The organism is Hymenobacter rubidus, from assembly GCF_016734815.1.
Taxonomy (GTDB): domain Bacteria; phylum Bacteroidota; class Bacteroidia; order Cytophagales; family Hymenobacteraceae; genus Hymenobacter; species Hymenobacter rubidus.
Window position 1 is genome coordinate 50,717 of sequence record NZ_JAERQF010000029.1, and the last position, 15,640, is coordinate 66,356.

General features: G+C 56.9%; 19 protein-coding genes and 4 tRNA genes. 6 read left to right on the forward strand and 17 right to left on the reverse strand.

The annotated features are described in order from the left end of the window. Window positions 1-17 precede the first annotated feature (17 nt). The 10 genes from rplK to JKL48_RS17525 all read right to left on the reverse strand — a co-directional run bounded on the left by rplK (window position 18) and on the right by JKL48_RS17525 (window position 6,829). Window positions 18-461, reverse strand: coding sequence for a 50S ribosomal protein L11 (gene rplK, locus JKL48_RS17480; protein ID WP_198067444.1), 444 nt, complete (start codon window positions 459-461; stop codon window positions 18-20). Window positions 462-688: 227 nt separating this feature from the next. Beyond that, window positions 689-1,255 carry a transcription termination/antitermination protein NusG gene (nusG, locus tag JKL48_RS17485; protein ID WP_196290995.1) on the reverse strand — a complete coding sequence of 189 codons (567 nt, stop codon included), beginning with the start codon at window positions 1,253-1,255 and terminating at the stop codon, window positions 689-691. Window positions 1,256-1,267: 12 nt separating this feature from the next. Further along, on the reverse strand, window positions 1,268-1,462 hold the full coding sequence (secE, locus tag JKL48_RS17490; RefSeq protein WP_201985341.1) for a preprotein translocase subunit SecE: 195 nt from the start codon (window positions 1,460-1,462) through the stop codon (window positions 1,268-1,270). Between the two features lie 62 nt (window positions 1,463-1,524). After that, a tRNA-Trp gene (locus tag JKL48_RS17495) sits at window positions 1,525-1,595 on the reverse strand. A gap of 416 nt (window positions 1,596-2,011) precedes the next feature. Beyond that, a complete protein-coding gene (locus JKL48_RS17500) occupies window positions 2,012-2,293 on the reverse strand; it encodes a type II toxin-antitoxin system HicB family antitoxin (protein WP_201985343.1) in 282 nt (93 codons plus the stop codon). Window positions 2,294-2,449: 156 nt separating this feature from the next. Next, the gene (gene tuf, locus JKL48_RS17505) at window positions 2,450-3,640 is read right to left on the reverse strand and encodes an elongation factor Tu (protein WP_046245268.1); all 1,191 of its coding nucleotides are present in this window, start codon (window positions 3,638-3,640) and stop codon (window positions 2,450-2,452) included. Between the two features lie 170 nt (window positions 3,641-3,810). Beyond that, window positions 3,811-3,882 (reverse strand) — tRNA-Thr (locus tag JKL48_RS17510). A gap of 16 nt (window positions 3,883-3,898) precedes the next feature. Continuing rightward, a tRNA-Gly gene (locus JKL48_RS17515) sits at window positions 3,899-3,971 on the reverse strand. A gap of 19 nt (window positions 3,972-3,990) precedes the next feature. Beyond that, window positions 3,991-4,070, reverse strand: a tRNA-Tyr gene (locus tag JKL48_RS17520). A gap of 170 nt (window positions 4,071-4,240) precedes the next feature. Continuing rightward, the gene (locus tag JKL48_RS17525; RefSeq protein WP_201985346.1) at window positions 4,241-6,829 is read right to left on the reverse strand and encodes a M1 family metallopeptidase; all 2,589 of its coding nucleotides are present in this window, start codon (window positions 6,827-6,829) and stop codon (window positions 4,241-4,243) included. Window positions 6,830-6,925: 96 nt separating this feature from the next. Between JKL48_RS17525 and JKL48_RS17530 the strand changes: the two genes are divergently transcribed. The 4 genes from JKL48_RS17530 (at window position 6,926) to frr (ending at window position 9,330) form a co-directional block, all read left to right on the forward strand. Continuing rightward, on the forward strand, window positions 6,926-7,429 hold the full coding sequence (locus JKL48_RS17530) for a biotin/lipoyl-containing protein (RefSeq protein WP_201985348.1): 504 nt from the start codon (window positions 6,926-6,928) through the stop codon (window positions 7,427-7,429). 73 nt (window positions 7,430-7,502) lie between these two features. Next, window positions 7,503-7,823, forward strand: a complete 321-nt coding sequence (locus JKL48_RS17535) for a hypothetical protein (protein ID WP_201985350.1) — start codon at window positions 7,503-7,505, stop codon at window positions 7,821-7,823. A 26-nt stretch (window positions 7,824-7,849) separates the two neighbouring features. Beyond that, entirely contained in the window at window positions 7,850-8,653 is an 804-nt protein-coding gene (gene pyrH / locus JKL48_RS17540; protein WP_201985351.1) for a UMP kinase, read from the forward strand. Between the two features lie 113 nt (window positions 8,654-8,766). After that, on the forward strand, window positions 8,767-9,330 hold the full coding sequence (gene frr / locus JKL48_RS17545; protein WP_201985354.1) for a ribosome recycling factor: 564 nt from the start codon (window positions 8,767-8,769) through the stop codon (window positions 9,328-9,330). 89 nt (window positions 9,331-9,419) lie between these two features. Here frr and nadD read toward each other — a convergent pair whose 3' ends face one another. The 6 genes from nadD to JKL48_RS17575 all read right to left on the reverse strand — a co-directional run bounded on the left by nadD (window position 9,420) and on the right by JKL48_RS17575 (window position 13,728). Beyond that, the gene (nadD, locus tag JKL48_RS17550) at window positions 9,420-9,980 is read right to left on the reverse strand and encodes a nicotinate (nicotinamide) nucleotide adenylyltransferase (protein ID WP_201985355.1); all 561 of its coding nucleotides are present in this window, start codon (window positions 9,978-9,980) and stop codon (window positions 9,420-9,422) included. 12 nt (window positions 9,981-9,992) lie between these two features. Beyond that, entirely contained in the window at window positions 9,993-10,577 is a 585-nt protein-coding gene (gene gmk / locus JKL48_RS17555) for a guanylate kinase (protein ID WP_201985357.1), read from the reverse strand. Between the two features lie 29 nt (window positions 10,578-10,606). After that, on the reverse strand, window positions 10,607-10,906 hold the full coding sequence (locus JKL48_RS17560) for a hypothetical protein (RefSeq protein WP_201985360.1): 300 nt from the start codon (window positions 10,904-10,906) through the stop codon (window positions 10,607-10,609). A gap of 73 nt (window positions 10,907-10,979) precedes the next feature. Beyond that, window positions 10,980-11,624, reverse strand: coding sequence for a sigma-70 family RNA polymerase sigma factor (locus JKL48_RS17565; RefSeq protein ID WP_201985362.1), 645 nt, complete (start codon window positions 11,622-11,624; stop codon window positions 10,980-10,982). A 290-nt stretch (window positions 11,625-11,914) separates the two neighbouring features. Further along, window positions 11,915-12,964 carry a glycosyltransferase family 9 protein gene (locus tag JKL48_RS17570; RefSeq protein ID WP_201985364.1) on the reverse strand — a complete coding sequence of 350 codons (1,050 nt, stop codon included), beginning with the start codon at window positions 12,962-12,964 and terminating at the stop codon, window positions 11,915-11,917. Next, on the reverse strand, window positions 12,961-13,728 hold the full coding sequence (locus JKL48_RS17575; RefSeq protein ID WP_201985367.1) for a glycosyltransferase family 2 protein: 768 nt from the start codon (window positions 13,726-13,728) through the stop codon (window positions 12,961-12,963). Before JKL48_RS17575 ends, JKL48_RS17570 begins: the two co-directional genes overlap by 4 nt. A gap of 106 nt (window positions 13,729-13,834) precedes the next feature. Between JKL48_RS17575 and JKL48_RS17580 the strand changes: the two genes are divergently transcribed. Both JKL48_RS17580 and JKL48_RS17585 read left to right on the forward strand, forming a co-directional pair. Beyond that, on the forward strand, window positions 13,835-14,065 hold the full coding sequence (locus JKL48_RS17580) for a hypothetical protein (protein ID WP_201985370.1): 231 nt from the start codon (window positions 13,835-13,837) through the stop codon (window positions 14,063-14,065). Between the two features lie 113 nt (window positions 14,066-14,178). Next, a complete protein-coding gene (locus JKL48_RS17585) occupies window positions 14,179-14,712 on the forward strand; it encodes a GNAT family N-acetyltransferase (RefSeq protein ID WP_201985373.1) in 534 nt (177 codons plus the stop codon). A 10-nt stretch (window positions 14,713-14,722) separates the two neighbouring features. Here JKL48_RS17585 and JKL48_RS17590 read toward each other — a convergent pair whose 3' ends face one another. Next, the gene (locus JKL48_RS17590) at window positions 14,723-15,427 is read right to left on the reverse strand and encodes a DUF4328 domain-containing protein (protein WP_201985375.1); all 705 of its coding nucleotides are present in this window, start codon (window positions 15,425-15,427) and stop codon (window positions 14,723-14,725) included. Window positions 15,428-15,640: the final 213 nt, after the last annotated feature.

The window sequence follows — 15,640 nt, forward strand, 5'->3', positions numbered from 1 at the left end:
TTCTTTTCTCCGTTTAATTATTCAGCAAAAGGAGAATCGCCCTTGATGGTAATGCCCATGCTGCGAGCCGTACCGGCTACCTGCTTCATGGCGGCTTCCACTTGGAAAGCGTTCAAGTCGGGCATTTTCGTTTCGGCAATGGTGCGCACTTGGTCCCATGTCACGGAGCCCACTTTGTTACGGTTCGGCTCTTTCGAACCGCTCTGCAACTTGGCAGCTTCCATGAGCAGCACCGGAGCCGGTGCCGTCTTCACCACGAAGTCGAACGACTTGTCGGTGTACATGGTGATGAGTACAGGACAAACTTGGCCGGCTTTATCTTGGGTGCGCGCATTGAACTGCTTGCAAAACTCCATGATGTTCAAGCCTTTGCTACCAAGTGCAGGTCCTACCGGCGGCGAAGGGTTCGCGGCGCCTCCCTTTATCTGCAGACGCAGATAACCTCTGATTTCTTTGGCCATTTGATTGGTTTGGCTGTGGCTCCTGCGTCGTAACTCGCGCTTGCCTCAGTTTAGTAAACTCCTGTTTGGAAGCCCCGCCGACCCGGAGCAATTAGCCGGCGTGGTGTTTTTTTATATGAATCAGTTAGAACATCATGCTGAGCGAAGCCGAAGCATCTCGCGTGTGTTACTAACTAAATCGTCAGACGATGCGAGCGAGATGCCTCGGCTTCGCTCGGCATGACGTTCTATACCTCTTTTTCAACTTGGGTGTAGCTGAGTTCTACCGGCTGCGAACGGCCGAAAATCTTCACAACTACGTTAAGCTTCTTACGCTCTTCAAACACCTCATCCACGTTGCCGGAGAAGCCGTTGAAGGGGCCGTCCACCACTTTCACAAGTTCGCCCACTACGTAGGGCTTGTCGAGAGTAGCGTCGGCTTGCTGCTCGGCTTCATCCACGATGCCGAGGATGCGATTGACTTCCGAAATGTGCAGCGGAACAGGTTTGTTGTTCGTTGCGTCCTTCTTGTCTTTGTCGCCGAGGAAACCAATCACGCCGGGCGTACTGGTGATGATGTGGTCCACCTCACCGTGGCCGAGGTCGGCGTGGATGATGATGTAGCCGGGGTAGAGGTTCCGCTCGCGGACGCGCTTCTTGCCGTTGCGCATCTCAAACACCTTCTCTACCGGTATCAGTACCTGCGGAACAAGCTCGGTCAGGTTGTGCCGACCGAGCTCCGTTTCGAGGTAATTCTTGGCTTTCTTTTCCTGGCCGCTCACGGAGCGCACCACGTACCATTTCAATTCGCCCATCTTGATTGCTGACTAGCGAAACGAGTTATAAAACGCTTTAAGTACCGACTCAAAGCTGACATCCATGACGCCCACGACGATGGCAAACACGAGCGAACCAATCAGCACCAGGCCGGCGCTTTTTTGCAGTTCCGTCGTCGAGGGCCACGTTACGTTGTAGCGCATCTCTTCGATGGTGGTGCGGAAATAATTGCTCAGTTTGTCCATTGTGATGGGAAAAACAGCGTTGCCGCTGAAATAACATGGAGCGGACCAACTGGCCCAAATTGCACGAGTGGAGAGATTCGAACTCCCATCAAAGGTTTTGGAGACCTCTATTCTACCCTTGAACTACACTCGTTTATTGACATTCCCGAAAAGCGCATTTCGCTAAAGGGAGTGCAAAGGTAAGAGAAACAGAAGAGAAAACAAATACTTGCTTCTGTTTCAGCGTAAAAAAGCCGCTCCCGAAGGTTCGAGAGCGGCTTGATTTATTTTGAGCCTTGCTAACTCCTGATAAACGAAGTGTTATTTCCAGATGGCTGCAAGTTTCCTTTCAATCTCTTTGATATCATCTACATCAGGAGACGCAATTCCCAGCGCTCGGCAATATTGCACGATTGTGTTGGATGGTATATCAGTCGTTCTAGTGCCTATGTTAGCAGTTTCACCAGTTTCACGATTCCGATAAATCGTGAATATTCGATGTTTTTGCTCTTCAAAACACTCACGATACTCGAGGTACGCTAAGAATCGGTCCAGCTTCATTATCCTATATTAAGCGTGTGCATGTTCTGCCTCAATAATCTCATAGGGCAGATTAGCCATACGCTTTAAGGATGGAGCAGGCTGGTGTGTCTGCGCCATTAACAATGCAAGAGCTTCATCACGTTTGTATTCCAGCATATAACCGGTAATCTCTTCGAGGTCTTCCATTACTTCCTTCACAGAGTTGCCATGGGTCATGATACCCTTAATTTCTTTAATATATCCCATGAAGATTCCGGGACTCTCAGTGGCTTCGATAACAGCCGTCAGTTTTAGCACTTGGTCAGACATGATGAAAGGCGATGAGATGAGGGAGTGTGGACAAATCTATAAGATTTGCATTGCAAACGCAAGCGACGAGCAAGTTGTTTCTAATCTGTATGACATAATAAAAAAAACGCCCCCGATTGCTCGGGGGCGTTTTCACTTCTAGCGGTTAAGCTAAAACTAGTCGAGAACTTCCGTTACCTGACCGGCACCTACCGTACGGCCACCCTCACGGATAGCGAAGCGGAGGCCTTTCTCCATTGCCACCTTGTTGATGAGTTCAACGGTGATGGTGATGTTGTCGCCGGGCATTACCATTTCAACGCCCTCGGGGAGGGAGATGATGCCGGTAACGTCGGTGGTACGCAGGTAGAACTGCGGACGGTAGTTGTTGAAGAACGGCGTGTGACGGCCACCTTCCTCTTTCGAGAGAACGTAGACTTCAGCCTTGAACTTCTGGTGGGGGGTTACCGAGCCGGGCTTGCAGATAACCATGCCGCGACGGATGGCTTCTTTTTCAATACCGCGGAGCAGCAGACCTACGTTGTCACCAGCTTCGCCACGGTCGAGAATTTTGCGGAACATTTCCACACCCGTAACCGTCGACTTCAGGCCGGCAGCAGCGCCCATACCCAGGATGTCAACTTGCTCACCCGAGTTGATGATGCCGCGCTCAATACGACCGGTGGCCACAGTGCCACGGCCCGTAATCGAGAACACGTCCTCAACAGGCATCAGGAAGGGCAGGTCGGTCAGACGAGCGGGAATCGGAATGAACGAGTCAACCGCGTCCATCAGCTCGTTGATTTTGGGAACCCAGTTGGCATCGCCGTTCAGGCCGCCGAGGGCCGAACCCTGGATAACCGGAATGTTGTCGCCGTCGAAGTCGTAGAACGAGAGGAGTTCGCGGATTTCCATTTCCACCAGCTCGAGGAGCTCGGGGTCATCCACCATGTCCACTTTGTTCATGAACACCACCAGCTGGGGAACACCTACCTGACGAGCGAGCAGGATGTGCTCACGGGTCTGGGGCATCGGGCCGTCGGTAGCAGCTACCACGAGGATAGCGCCGTCCATCTGGGCAGCACCCGTTACCATGTTCTTCACGTAGTCGGCGTGACCGGGGCAGTCAACGTGGGCGTAGTGACGGTTTTTGGTGGAGTACTCTACGTGAGCGGTGTTGATGGTGATACCACGCTCTTTTTCTTCGGGAGCATTGTCAATCGAAGAGAAGTCACGCTTTTCGGCCAGGCCCTGGTTTGCCAGCACCATGGTGATAGCAGCGGTCAGGGTGGTCTTGCCGTGGTCGACGTGGCCGATGGTACCGATGTTTACGTGCGGCTTGGACCGGTCGAAATTTTCTTTAGCCATTGTAAAGAGTAAAAAAAGAGGTGGTGAAGTGAATTTGAGGTAAAAACGGACCGTACACGAAGAAAGCGAGACTCAGCCCCTACTGTAATAGAAAACTGTGCGTCGCTTGCCTGAGAGAACCGTGCCGGCGGCCGGCTTGACGCCGACCGCTGGACTTGTGTTGTAATCTGAGCCATTTATGGGATTTGAACCCATGACCTCTTCCTTACCAAGGAAGTGCTCTACCACTGAGCTAAAACGGCTTATTCTAAAAACGTGAGCGGGAGACGAGGTTCGAACCCGCGACCTGCAGCTTGGAAGGCTGCCGCTCTACCAACTGAGCTACTCCCGCAGATGGCATTGTAATAAAGTGGGGGTAACAGGACTCGAACCTATGAACCCGAAGGAGGTGAGTTACAGTCACCCGCAATTGCCGCTATGCGATACCCCCATTTTGGTGCTTCCCGGCCGATTGCCAATAAGCGAAACCCTTGCGTTTTGACCATTGCCGAGGCAGTAGTGTTTCGTAAGGAGTCGCAAAATTAAGGTTTTTCTGACATAAGGCAAGCAGACATGTAAAAAAAGGTTGTTCTTTTTTCTGTTATTCTACGGAAAGCGCTTTTACATAAGGTTATAAAATGCTTTGAGGCGTTCGTCCGTTTCTTTTTCGCGGATGTTCTGGAGAAGCGCCTTTAGGTTGGGCATGGATGGGACGAGCAAAGCCAGACTTTTGTAGGCACCAAGCCGCACTTCGTAACGCGGGGCATTGCGGGCGTAGTCTTCAAGGATTTTGACGCCTTTGTCGCGCTCAACGGGCGGAATGTGGGTCATGAGGGTGCCGAAAGACTGGAAGTAGGCGTAGAGGTCGGCTTCGGTCACATCGGGCAGGCGGCGCAGGAACCAAGGATACTGGTCGAGGGCACCGTTGAGGGCATAATACTCTGCAATGGCCAAGACGAGCGGGCCGCTGGTAGTGTTTTCGATAGCGGCTACTTGCTGCCGGGTGTTGGCTTCGGGTTTCTTGGCCAGGACTTCGATAGCAGCGGCAGCTACGAGGGCAGAGCTGTCGCCAATGGCTGTACCGTAGATGGAAGCGTAATTGCCATCGGGGAACGTGGCCAAGGTTTTGATGGCCTGGGCCCGAACGCGGGGGTTGGGGTCGGTGCTGGCGAGGCGTTGGATGTCTTTGCGCATGCCTTCGGGCTCGGGGCCACGGTAGCGGCGGAGGTGGTCGAGGGCAAGGCGGCGCACGTTCCAGAACTTGTCGTTTAGCGCATTGCGCAGGAGGCTGCTCACGGACATCTCCGTGGTTTTGTTCTGGAGGAGTTCCATTACCTCGGCTTTCTGCTGGTAGTTCTGGGCGTGGTAGAACTGAAACACCAGCTCATCAACGCTGCGCGCTTCATCGAACTGCGCCAGGAGTTGGCTTTGGCTGTCGAACTTTACCAAGTTGGGCTTCTGGCTGGCTGGCAGCACGAAGGTTTGGTCAGCTTTGGTGACGGTGATGCGCTGCTCGGTGGGCTGGCTGCTGTTGGTCCAAACGGCGACAGTGACGGGTAAACGGTAGATGGGCTGGAACAGGGTATCCTGGGTTTGCTGCACGCGAAGGCTTACTTGGCCGTTGGTGTAGCTGTGGGTGATGTGCAGCTCGGGATGGCCGCGCTTGAGGAACCATTGGTCAAAAAACCACATCAGGTCCTCGCCGGTGGTTTCTTCGAAAGCGGTGCGCAGCTTGGAGATTTCAACCGCTGAAAGCTTATTCTGGGTGAGGTAGCGGTTGAGGGAAGCGAAAAAGGCTTCGTCGCCCACGTAGTTGCGCAGCATGTGCAATACTCGCCCGCCCTTGTCGTAGGAATGGCGGTCGAGCATATCCTCGCTGTTCGCGTAGCGGTAGCGAATGAGGGGCTCGCGCTTGGCGGTGGCTTCTTCGAGGTAGTTATTGATTTTGATTTCCTGCACCAGGCTGGCCTCGTCGGGACCGTACTTATGTTCGGCCCAGAGGTATTCCGAATAGTCGGCGAAGGACTCGTTGAGAGGCAGGTTGGCCCAGCTTTCGCAGGTCACGTAGTCGCCAAACCACTGGTGGAACAGTTCGTGCGCGACCACGAACTCGCTGGTTTGAAAGTTGGCATCGAGCAGGTCGCGGCGGGTAGCCTGCACGAAGCTGCCAAACGTGGACGCCGTGGTGTTTTCCATGGCCCCGCTCACGTAGTCGCGCACCGCTACCTGAGCGTATTTTTCCCACGGAAATTCCACGCCCAGCTTTTTAGAGAAAAAGTCCAGCATCTCGGGCGTGTGGCCGAACACGGCGCGGGCCGTGCCGGCGTACTGCGGCTCGACATAATAATCGATAGGCTTGCCGTGCCAGGAGTCGCTTACCACAGCAAAATCGCCTACCACCATGGTAGCCAGGTAGGGCGCGTGGGGCTGGCTCAGCTTCCAGGTATCGGTGCGGGTGCCGTCGGCATTGGCTCGGGAGGAAATCAGGGTGCCGTTGGAAAGCGTTTTAAACTGCTTTTCCACCGTCAGGCTGACTTCCTGGGTCATCCGCTGGTTGGGCTTGTCGATGGTGGGAAACCAGCAGGAATTGGCTTCCGTCTCGCCCTGGGTCCATATTTGGCGGGGCTTGTTCTTCTCCAGACCCAGCGGATTGATGAAATACAAGCCTTTGTCGTTGGTGATGGCGGCCGAGCCACCCTGGGGCAGCTCGTTGGGCTTGGCGACGTACACAATGCGGACCTGGTAGGGCGTGCTGCGCGGGTACGGATGGTCGAGGGCAATGACGAGCTTGCGTCGGTCGTAATTATAATTGAGCGCTTTGTTCTTCTTGTCACCAACCAGCTCGATTTTTTGAATATCGAAGCCTTTGGCGTCCAGCACTACTTCGGACTGCGGATAGAAATGCGAGCGGAGTGTGAGGACGGCGGTGCCCAGCAAGTGTTGCTTTTTGTAGTCGAAACGGACGTCGAGCTTGGTGTCGGTTACCTCGGTGAGGATGGTGGTGGCAGGATGTACGGGCGCTTCGGCCGGGAGCCAGGACGGCACCACGATGCCAGCAGACGAAGGAGTTGGCACAGTTGCCGGGGCAACTTTCTTGTGAACGGGCGCTTTGCTCGGCGCCTTGCCCGAGCCCGGCTTGCCCGGCTGAGCAGCGCCCAGCAAATGCACAAACAGCAGCAGGGTGGTGAGGCCTGGAATCAGATACTTCATGCCAACAGCGACGGGCGAAAAACGCCTCAATAACCGAATTAATTTGAGATTTAGGCTACCTTTAACCCCGCTTTCCTCCCACCCCATCCGCTTCAGATGTTCCAAATCAGCACTGGCCCCGGCCAACTCTGGGAAGTTGACTACCGCGCCGCCGACACCATCACGCTCAACGGCCAGCCTTTTTCCTGGGACCGGGCCGATTTGGGTGCGGGTCGGTTCCATATTCTGCACGAAGGTCGTTCCTATAATGCCGAATTGATAGAGGCCGACTATGCCGCCAAGACCATTGCCTTGAAAATAAACGGGCAGCGCGTGGAGCTACAAGCCAAAGACCGGTTCGACCTGCTGCTCGACCGCCTGGGCATGAGTAATGCCACCGCCACCAAAGTAAACGAGCTGAAAGCCCCCATGCCCGGCCTCATCGTAGACATTCGGGTGCAGCCCGGCCAGACCGTCCACAAGGGCGACCCGCTGCTGGTGCTGGAAGCCATGAAAATGGAAAATATTCTGAAAGCGCCCGCCGATGGCACCGTGGGCAGCCTCAAGGTGAGTCTGCGCGACAACGTGCAAAAGGGCCAGGTGCTGGTGCAGTTCTCGTAATATTCATGCATCTATCCGACTCTTCTCGTTGCTTTACGTTAACACTCTGCCCAATTAATTAGCCACATCCATCATGACTACTGACGAACGATTTAAACAGCTGGAAGACGTGATGGTGGAAATGCTCCGCAAGCAAGACCGCACCGTGGAAGAACTGGCCCGTCTGCGCGAAGGCCAAAGCGAACTCAATACAAAAGTGGTGCGCGTGGAAAACCGGGTGGAACGCGTAGAAGGGCGCCTAGAACGCGTAGAAGGGCGCTTGGAACGTGTGGAAGGCAAGCTTGAGGACGTAAGCCGCAATGTTCTGGAACTACGGCGCGACACCGAGAAGTACCAGCAGGAAACAACTGCTGGCCTGGGCCAAATAATCGATTTAATCCGAGGCCTTAAGTAATTAAGCCCGCTAGAAAAACTTTCAATTTGAAATACAATCGCATTCTCCTCAAGCTCAGCGGCGAAGCGCTGATGGGCCAGCAGCAGTACGGCATCGACGCCGAGCGGCTGATGCAGTACGCCTCTGAAATTAAGGCCGTGGTGGCAACGGGCATCCAAGTGGCCGTGGTGATTGGCGGCGGCAACATCTATCGCGGCGTGCAAGCCGAAGCCTTTGGCCTCGACCGCGTGCAGGGCGACTACATGGGCATGTTGGCCACGGTCATCAACTCGATGGCCCTGCAGAGCGCCCTGGAGAAGCTGGAAGTTAGCACGCGCCTGCTCTCGGGCCTCACCATTCAGCGAGTATGCGAGCCGTACATCCGTCGCCGCGCTGTGCGGCACCTGGAGAAGGGCCGCGTGGTGATTTTTGGGGCGGGCATTGGTTCGCCGTACTTCACTACCGACTCAGCCGCGTCGTTGCGAGCCATTGAGATTGAGGCCGACGTGGTGCTGAAGGGCACTCGCGTGGATGGCATTTACACAGCCGACCCCGAGAAGGACCCCACCGCCACACGCTTCACCGAAATTACCTTTGACGAAGTACTGAGCAAGAACCTGAACGTGATGGACATGACCGCCTTCACGCTCTGCAAGGAGAATAATCTGCCCATCATCGTGTTTGATATGAACACACCCGGCAACCTGGCCCGCCTGCTCGACGGTGAAGCCATGGGCACGCTGGTGAGCGCCGGCGGGACTGGCAACGGCCGCGACGGCCGCAAGCCCATTATCGACCCCAAGCAAAGCCTCCTGCAACCGCTGGTGGGCAACCAACCCGAACAAGCCTAAAATCAATGACCAATTATCAATGAACAATGAGCAATTTTGTGGCCGCAAGAACCCACCTGCTCGGTTCAGGTAATTGTTCATTGCTCACTGTTAATTGTTAATTGACTTAAAAGATGGACGAAGAAATTCAGTTTTACCTCGATGAACTAGTGGAGTCGATGGGCAAAGCATTGGCGCACGTGAACGTGGAAATGAGCCGGATTCGGGCAGGCAAAGCATCGCCGGCCATGCTCGACGGCATTCGGGTGGACTATTACGGCACGCCCACCCCCATCGGTCAGATTGCAAACATCTCGACGCCCGATGCCCGCTCGCTGTTCATCAAGCCCTGGGAGAAGAACATGATTAGCGAGGTGACCAAGGCCATCCGCAACAGTGACCTGGGCTTGAGCCCGGTGTCGGATGCCGAGGGTGTGCGCCTGAACATTCCGGCTATGACCGAGGAGCGCCGCCGTGACTTGGTGAAACAAGCCAAAAATGAATCGGAAACCGGTAAAGTACGTGTGCGCGCCATTCGCAAAGACGTGAACGAGGCGCTGCGCAAGTTGCTGAAAGAGGGCGCTTCGGAAGACGCCGTGAAATCAGCCGAGGAGAAAGTGCAAAAAACTACCGATACCTACATTGCCGAAGTAGAAAAGGCCCTGGCTAAGAAGGAATCGGAGATTATGACCATCTGATTTCCCCTTTTGGAAAGAGGAAAGCCCGGCGAACTATCGTCGGGCTTTTTTTGTGCGCCTTATTTCACGCGGGGTTTCGCAATGCCGTTCTACTTCAACAATTCCGCTTCGACGGCGGCAGGCACCAAGTAGCGAATGCTGCGGCCGGCCCGCAGACTCTCGCGGATGTAAGTGGCCGAGATGTCCAGCAGCGGAGCAGTGAGTACCTCCACCCTGGGAAACGGCGCTAAATCGGGCACGGCAGCGCCGGGGCGTGGGTACACATAGATGTCAACTTCGGCCAGCAGGCGGGCTGATTCCTGCCAGCGCGGCAAGCCCAGTAGGTTGTCGGCCCCCATCAGAAGCACGAAGTCGTGGCTGGGATGGCGCTGGCGCAGGGCATCGAGCGTGGCAATGGTGTAGCTGGGGCGTGGCAGGCCGAACTCGATGTCCTCGGCGCGCAGGCGGGGGTTACCCGCAATGGCCAGCTGCACCAAGTGCAGGCGCTCGGCTTCCGGCAGCAAGTCGGCGGCGGCTTTGAAGGGGTTGTGGGGCGTGACTACCAGCCAGACTTCGGTCAGGTCGGTGCGCGTGGCGAAGTGTTCGGCCAGGATGAGGTGGCCGACGTGCACGGGATTGAACGAGCCAAAAAGCAGGCCGACGCGGCTCATACAGCAGGCGGCTTACACAATGGCGGGCTCGGCGCTGATGAACTGGCGAACCAGTTTCTCGGCATGGGCCGTGGCTTCGTCGAGGTTGTCGTTGACCACGGTCACATCGAACCGATTTTCGAAACCGAGCTCAAAATTGGCCTTATATATCCGCGAGGAAATGCTCGATTGCGAATCGGTGGCGCGGGCCTGCAGGCGCTGCTCCAGAACTTCGATGGACGGCGGGCGGACAAAAATGGCCAAGGCGCGGTCCTTATAGAATTCCTTGATGCTGAGGCCGCCCTTTACGTCCACATCCAGGATGGCGTGCTTGCCGCTGTCCCAGATGCGCTCGATTTCAGACTTCAGCGTGCCATAAAAGGCCCCTTCGTACACCTCCTCCCACTCCACAAACTCGTCGTTGCGAATCTTGTCCTGGAAGTCCTGTACGGAAATAAAATAATAGTCCTTGCCATTGGCCTCGGTGCGGCCGCGACGGTCGCGGGTGCAGGCCGAAATGGAAAAGCTCAGCTCGGGCAGCCGCTCCATGAGCCGGTGCACAATGGTGGTTTTGCCGGCGCCCGAAGGCGCCGAAAACACGATGATTTTGCCTTGCATCGCGCAAAGCTAGCCAGAAGCAGCCGGTATTAGGCCGTGAAGGCGCCTACGCGGGCCAAAATGGCTTCGTGCAGCGTAGCCGGAATGGGCCGGCGGGACACGCGCTGGTTGAGAAAATTGATGAACACGTGCTGCTTTTTGATGTCGTCAAAGCAGGGCGAGCAATCACTTGCGTGGTCGTAGAGGTATTCTTCGTCCTCGGCGGTTACGGGCTGGCCTTCGATGAACTGGTCTAGTACAGTATTCACTCGTTCGCAGTCGGGGCCATTGTCCGCAATGGTGGTAATGGGGGCCGACGTATTGGTTGTTGTAGTAGCAGATTGGTTCATAAGTGAAAAATGCAGGAAGGGGGTGATAGACAATGCCGTGCAGAGCCACGCTAGTGAACCCTTGCTGGGGACGTTAATTATTATCGGCGTCGGTTAGTTCCGTTTCGTCGTCTATTTCATCATTGCCATATCCCATTGATTGGGCGTATTTCTCCAGCTTGTCCTTGAGAAAATTGCGGGCCCGGTGCAAGCGCGAACGCACGGTACCAATCGGAATATCAAGCACTTTGGCCATTTCCTCGTAGGTAAATCCTTCGAGGTCGCAGAGGATGATGACGGTACGAAAATCAACCGGCAAAGAATTTAGGGCACTGGCTACTTCGTCGCCAATCAGGTCGCGGGCCGACTGCTGGCGCATGTCGGACGAAGACGCGCCAATTTCCCCTTCGGCCTCCACGTCATCGGGGTTGTAGTAGCCCTCAATTTCGCTGTAGTCGACCTTGGCCGGCTGCTTGCTTTTCTTGCGGAAGTCGTTGATAAACGAGTTCTTGAGAATGCGGAATAGCCAGGCCTTGGCGTTGGTGCCGGGCTCGAAGTACTCAAAAAAGCGGTATGCCTTGAGGTAAGTTTCCTGCACCAGGTCGTTGGCATCGTCCTCGTCGAGGGTGAGCCGGTAGGCAAAGTTGTAGAGCGGGTCGAGCACGGGCATGAGCTCGGCCTGAAAGCGCCGGTCTTTTTCCTCTTTGCTTAGTTTGACCCGTTCGGGAGAATCGCTCATACAGGTGGGCGGGGGAAGTTGCAGGCCGAAACCTACGAAAGAATAGGGGATTAGGACAAACTTCGAGTGAATCTATACTCGGCAAAGGTGGGTGGCCGGGTTGCTTCACGCCAAGGTTGCAGTGCCCGACAGCTGCGGCTTTCGGAGAATAAATCTTCGAAAGCCGCAGCACCCGGTAGGCCATGCGTTGCCCGATGTACGGATTGCAACGCTCGCTAGGTTGCACCGCCGGCCGAGAGCAGCAAATGAACTAGACGAATGGGCCTCTGTTTGTCGGCAAAAGGCATTTATTATTCCGCGGCCAGTGGCAGCCAACTCCCCACGCGAGCCGCCACCGCCCCCGCCTCAATGGCCCGGATGCAGGTACAGGCTGCGGGCTGGGCCCGGCAGTCTTCGCAGTTGGGCTTGTCGAACACCATAAATTCGGCGTGCGGGCCCAGCGGGGCCCAGCGGCCGGGGTGCATGGGCCGAATGGGTGGATAAAGACCCAACGCATGGCGTCCCAATGCCGCAGCAAGGTGCAACGGCCCGGTGCTGCCTGCCACGAGGCCATCGGCGGCAGCGATGAAGGCGATGAGCTGCGGCAGGCTGAGCTGGCCGGTGAGGTCGGCGGCGAGGAAGGCGGCGTTTTCCTGAAGCCAGGCGGCCAGCTCCTCCCCTTCCGCCGCCGTGCCGGTGATGAAAACGCGGTGGCCAGCCTGGTGCAACAGGCGAGCGAGTTGGGCAAAGTTATCGAGGCCCCATTCGCGGGCGCTGCCCCGGCTGCGCGGGTGCAGAATGACGTTGAGTTGGCTGGGTTGGCGTTGCTGAAGCAGCTTCTGAAACTGCGGTGCCAGCACTTCGGTGGGGCGCAGGCGCACCAGGTGGACTATTTCGGCTAGCGAAGGCTCGGACGTATCACCGAGCGGCTGGAGAAGCTTGGGATTCAGCTGGGCCTCATGCAGGGGCGAATGGCGGCGGCTGAGGGCTACCAGCCGGTTGCAGGTGAGCCAGTGCTGCCAGCGGTTGCGCGTGCCGATGCGCAGGGGGATTTTAGCTTTTTGGGCGAGGCGGGCGAGGGCTTTATTCGGGAAAACGTGGATGATGGCAGCGGCCTGAAAGTCGCGCAGGGCAATTACCTGGGCTGCCTCCGGCTGTTTCAACAGCTCATCCAGATTCAGAAAATCATCGACCCACGGGCAGGCGGCGGCCACCGGTGCCGTGTAGGTGCGGCCAATGAGCACCACCCGACACCCCGGAAACAGTTGCTTGAGCCGCCCGCAGACTGGTAGCGTCAGGACGACATCGCCGATGGCATCGGTGCGGGAAACGAGGAAAGTATAGGGCGTGTCCGGGCTCATGCTTCGGCGCTTTCGGTGCGGGTTTTCAGCTTGGCGAATTTCAGAAACACGCCCCAGGCTGAGATGCCGGCAATACACAGGCCCGCGAAACCATCGAGAAAACCCAGCCGGAAGAAGTAGCCGTGCACAAATTTCCAGAGCGGCTTGAGCAGCAGGTGAAAGAGCGTGACCTTGGTTTTGCCGCGCAGGGCCAACTCCTGGGCGGTGATGCTGGTGAATTTGTTGAGCTGGCTAACGTGCTGCGCAATGCTGTGGTAGCTGTAGTGCAGGGCGTCGCCGGCGAGCTGGGCGGTGGTTTGGCCGGCGTTTACCTCGTAGCGCTCGTGCAGGAGCAGGCCGGTCCAGCGGCCCAGGCGGCGGTCGTAGAGGCGCAGCTTGCGGTCGGGGTACCAGCCGCCGTGGCGCACCCAGTGGCCGCAGTAGTTGGTGAGGCGGGCCAGGGAGTAAGCCGCGTGCTGCCAGTTGGCTTTGGCCGCGCCGATGGACTGGCGCAGCTCGTCGGTCAGCACTTCGTCGGCGTCGAGTTGGAGGACGTAGTCGAACTGCGCTTGGTCGGTGGCGTAGTTTTTTTGCTCCACGTAGCCAGCAAAGGCATGCTGAATGACGCGGACCCCGTGCTGCTCGCAAATTGCCACGGTGGCATCGGTGGAGAAGGAATCGACTACCAGCACGTCGTCGGCCACGTCGCCCAGGGCCTGGAGGCAGCGGGCAATGTTGGCCGCTTCGTTGAAGGTGATGATGACGACGGAGAGGGAAACGGGCATGGGCCGGCAAATATCCGGGGTTTTTATTGGCTAACGCGTTGTAAGGTTTTCCGTATGGCAAGCCGTACTCCGTGCGTAACTTGCGGCCGCATTCGTTTCTCAACACATGAAAAAAACGCTCCTCCCCGGTCTGCTGGCCGCTGCCCTGCTTTCGCTCACGCTGCCTTCGTGCGGCCCGTCGGTGCCGGAAGGCGATGACGACATTGCCACCACCGCGCTGCCGCCGCTGCCTGCCGCCCCCGATACCACCAAGGGAGCCAAGCAGCCTGAGCAATTCCGCGAGCTGAACTCCGTGAACGCCATCGAGGACGTGAAAAAGATGCAGCCGCAGATGTAATTCCTGAAATAAGCAATGGACAATGAGCAATGGGTAATGCCGCTGAGGCGTTCTTCATTGCTCATTTTTGTTGCCCCTGATTTTTCCTTCCACCTTTTACTCCTCACTGTTCATTGCTCACTGATAATTCCAAACTGCGCCGCGGCGTAGAAGCCGACCTGCCCCAGGTGCTGGGCCTGATTCAGGAGCTGGCCGTGTACGAGAAGGCCCCGGAAGCCGTGACCAATACCTTGGCCGCCATGCAGCGCGACGGCTTCGGGCCGGCGCCTATTTTCAGCTTTTTCGTGCTGGAAAACGCGGCGGCTGAAATCATCGGGCTGGCCCTGTACTACACGGCTTACTCGACCTGGAAAGGCCGAATGCTCTACCTCGAAGACCTGGTGGTGACGGAGGCTGCCCGGCGCGGGGGTCTGGGCCGGCTGCTGTTCGATGCCGTGGTGGCCGAAGCCCGCGCCACCGGCGCCGTGCGCATGAAGTGGCAGGTGCTGGACTGGAACGAGCCCGCCATCGGCTTTTACAAAAAGCTGGGTGCCAACATCGAAAGCGAATGGCTAAACGGCAACCTGGACGAAGCGCAGCTGGGCCGCTACGAGGCGGCCCCCGAAGCCCTGGAAGTCGCGCGCCCAGTGGTAGGGCGCAGCCTGTAGGGGGGCGTGGCTAATACTCGTAGTCGGACTGGTCGTCGATGAGTTCGGCAGCGGGCCGGGGCGCTTGGCCTCCAATGCGGCTGACCTGCAGGCGCAGGTCCATCTGGGTTTCGTAGTTGGCAATGCGCCGCACTACCAGCACCGTGAGCACGGCCGTGGCCAGGCTCAGGGCAGCCGTCAGGATACTGCCCCAGGCCGCGCTTTGCAGCTGCACCACGGTGGTGGCATGGCTTACCATTTGGCTGGTAATGTTGCTGACCACGCCGTGCAGGAGGAACAGCAGCCACCAGGCCCGCAGCAGGCCGTGGGGCGTCACTTGCTCATAAGCCACTACCTGGGTTTCGTGCCACACCTCCCGTACAATGGAATAGGGCCGGACGAGGTTCAGAAAGGGCACAAACCACGCCCCGGCGGCCCAGCCCTCGGTGTGCTCCGCGGGCCGGCCCAGGGCGTGCAGGTTCCAGTAGGCCCGGCGCAGCCACCGAATGAAAAATACGGAACTGACAACCAGCAACAGTAGCTCGATGAGGGCTAGCAGATTGTGCGCAATGCCCAGTGGGGTAGCATTCAGTTCGTCGATGGAACGGCCCGCGCCCACAGCATCGATGTACCAGAAGTTGGACAGAATGGCCAGCACCAGCACCGCTGCCAGGGCCTGAAACATGTTGATGGTTTGCTGCGCGCGGGCAGCATTGTCGCGTAAGATTGTCGTCATGGGTAGAAAATACAGGCTCTGAATGAGATGCCCTGCTGACGCAAGGTAAGCAGCAGCAACTCTGCTGCAAATAGCAATTTGGAACGGTTGGGCTGCGTAAATGCCGGACGTTTGGGATTCGTTTTAAAAACCAAATTAGAGCGGGTTTCAAGTTAGTGTACGTGGTAGCCACAATGGTCAAACCAGTTTTTAGCGTCCTGTTCGCTTATCCAT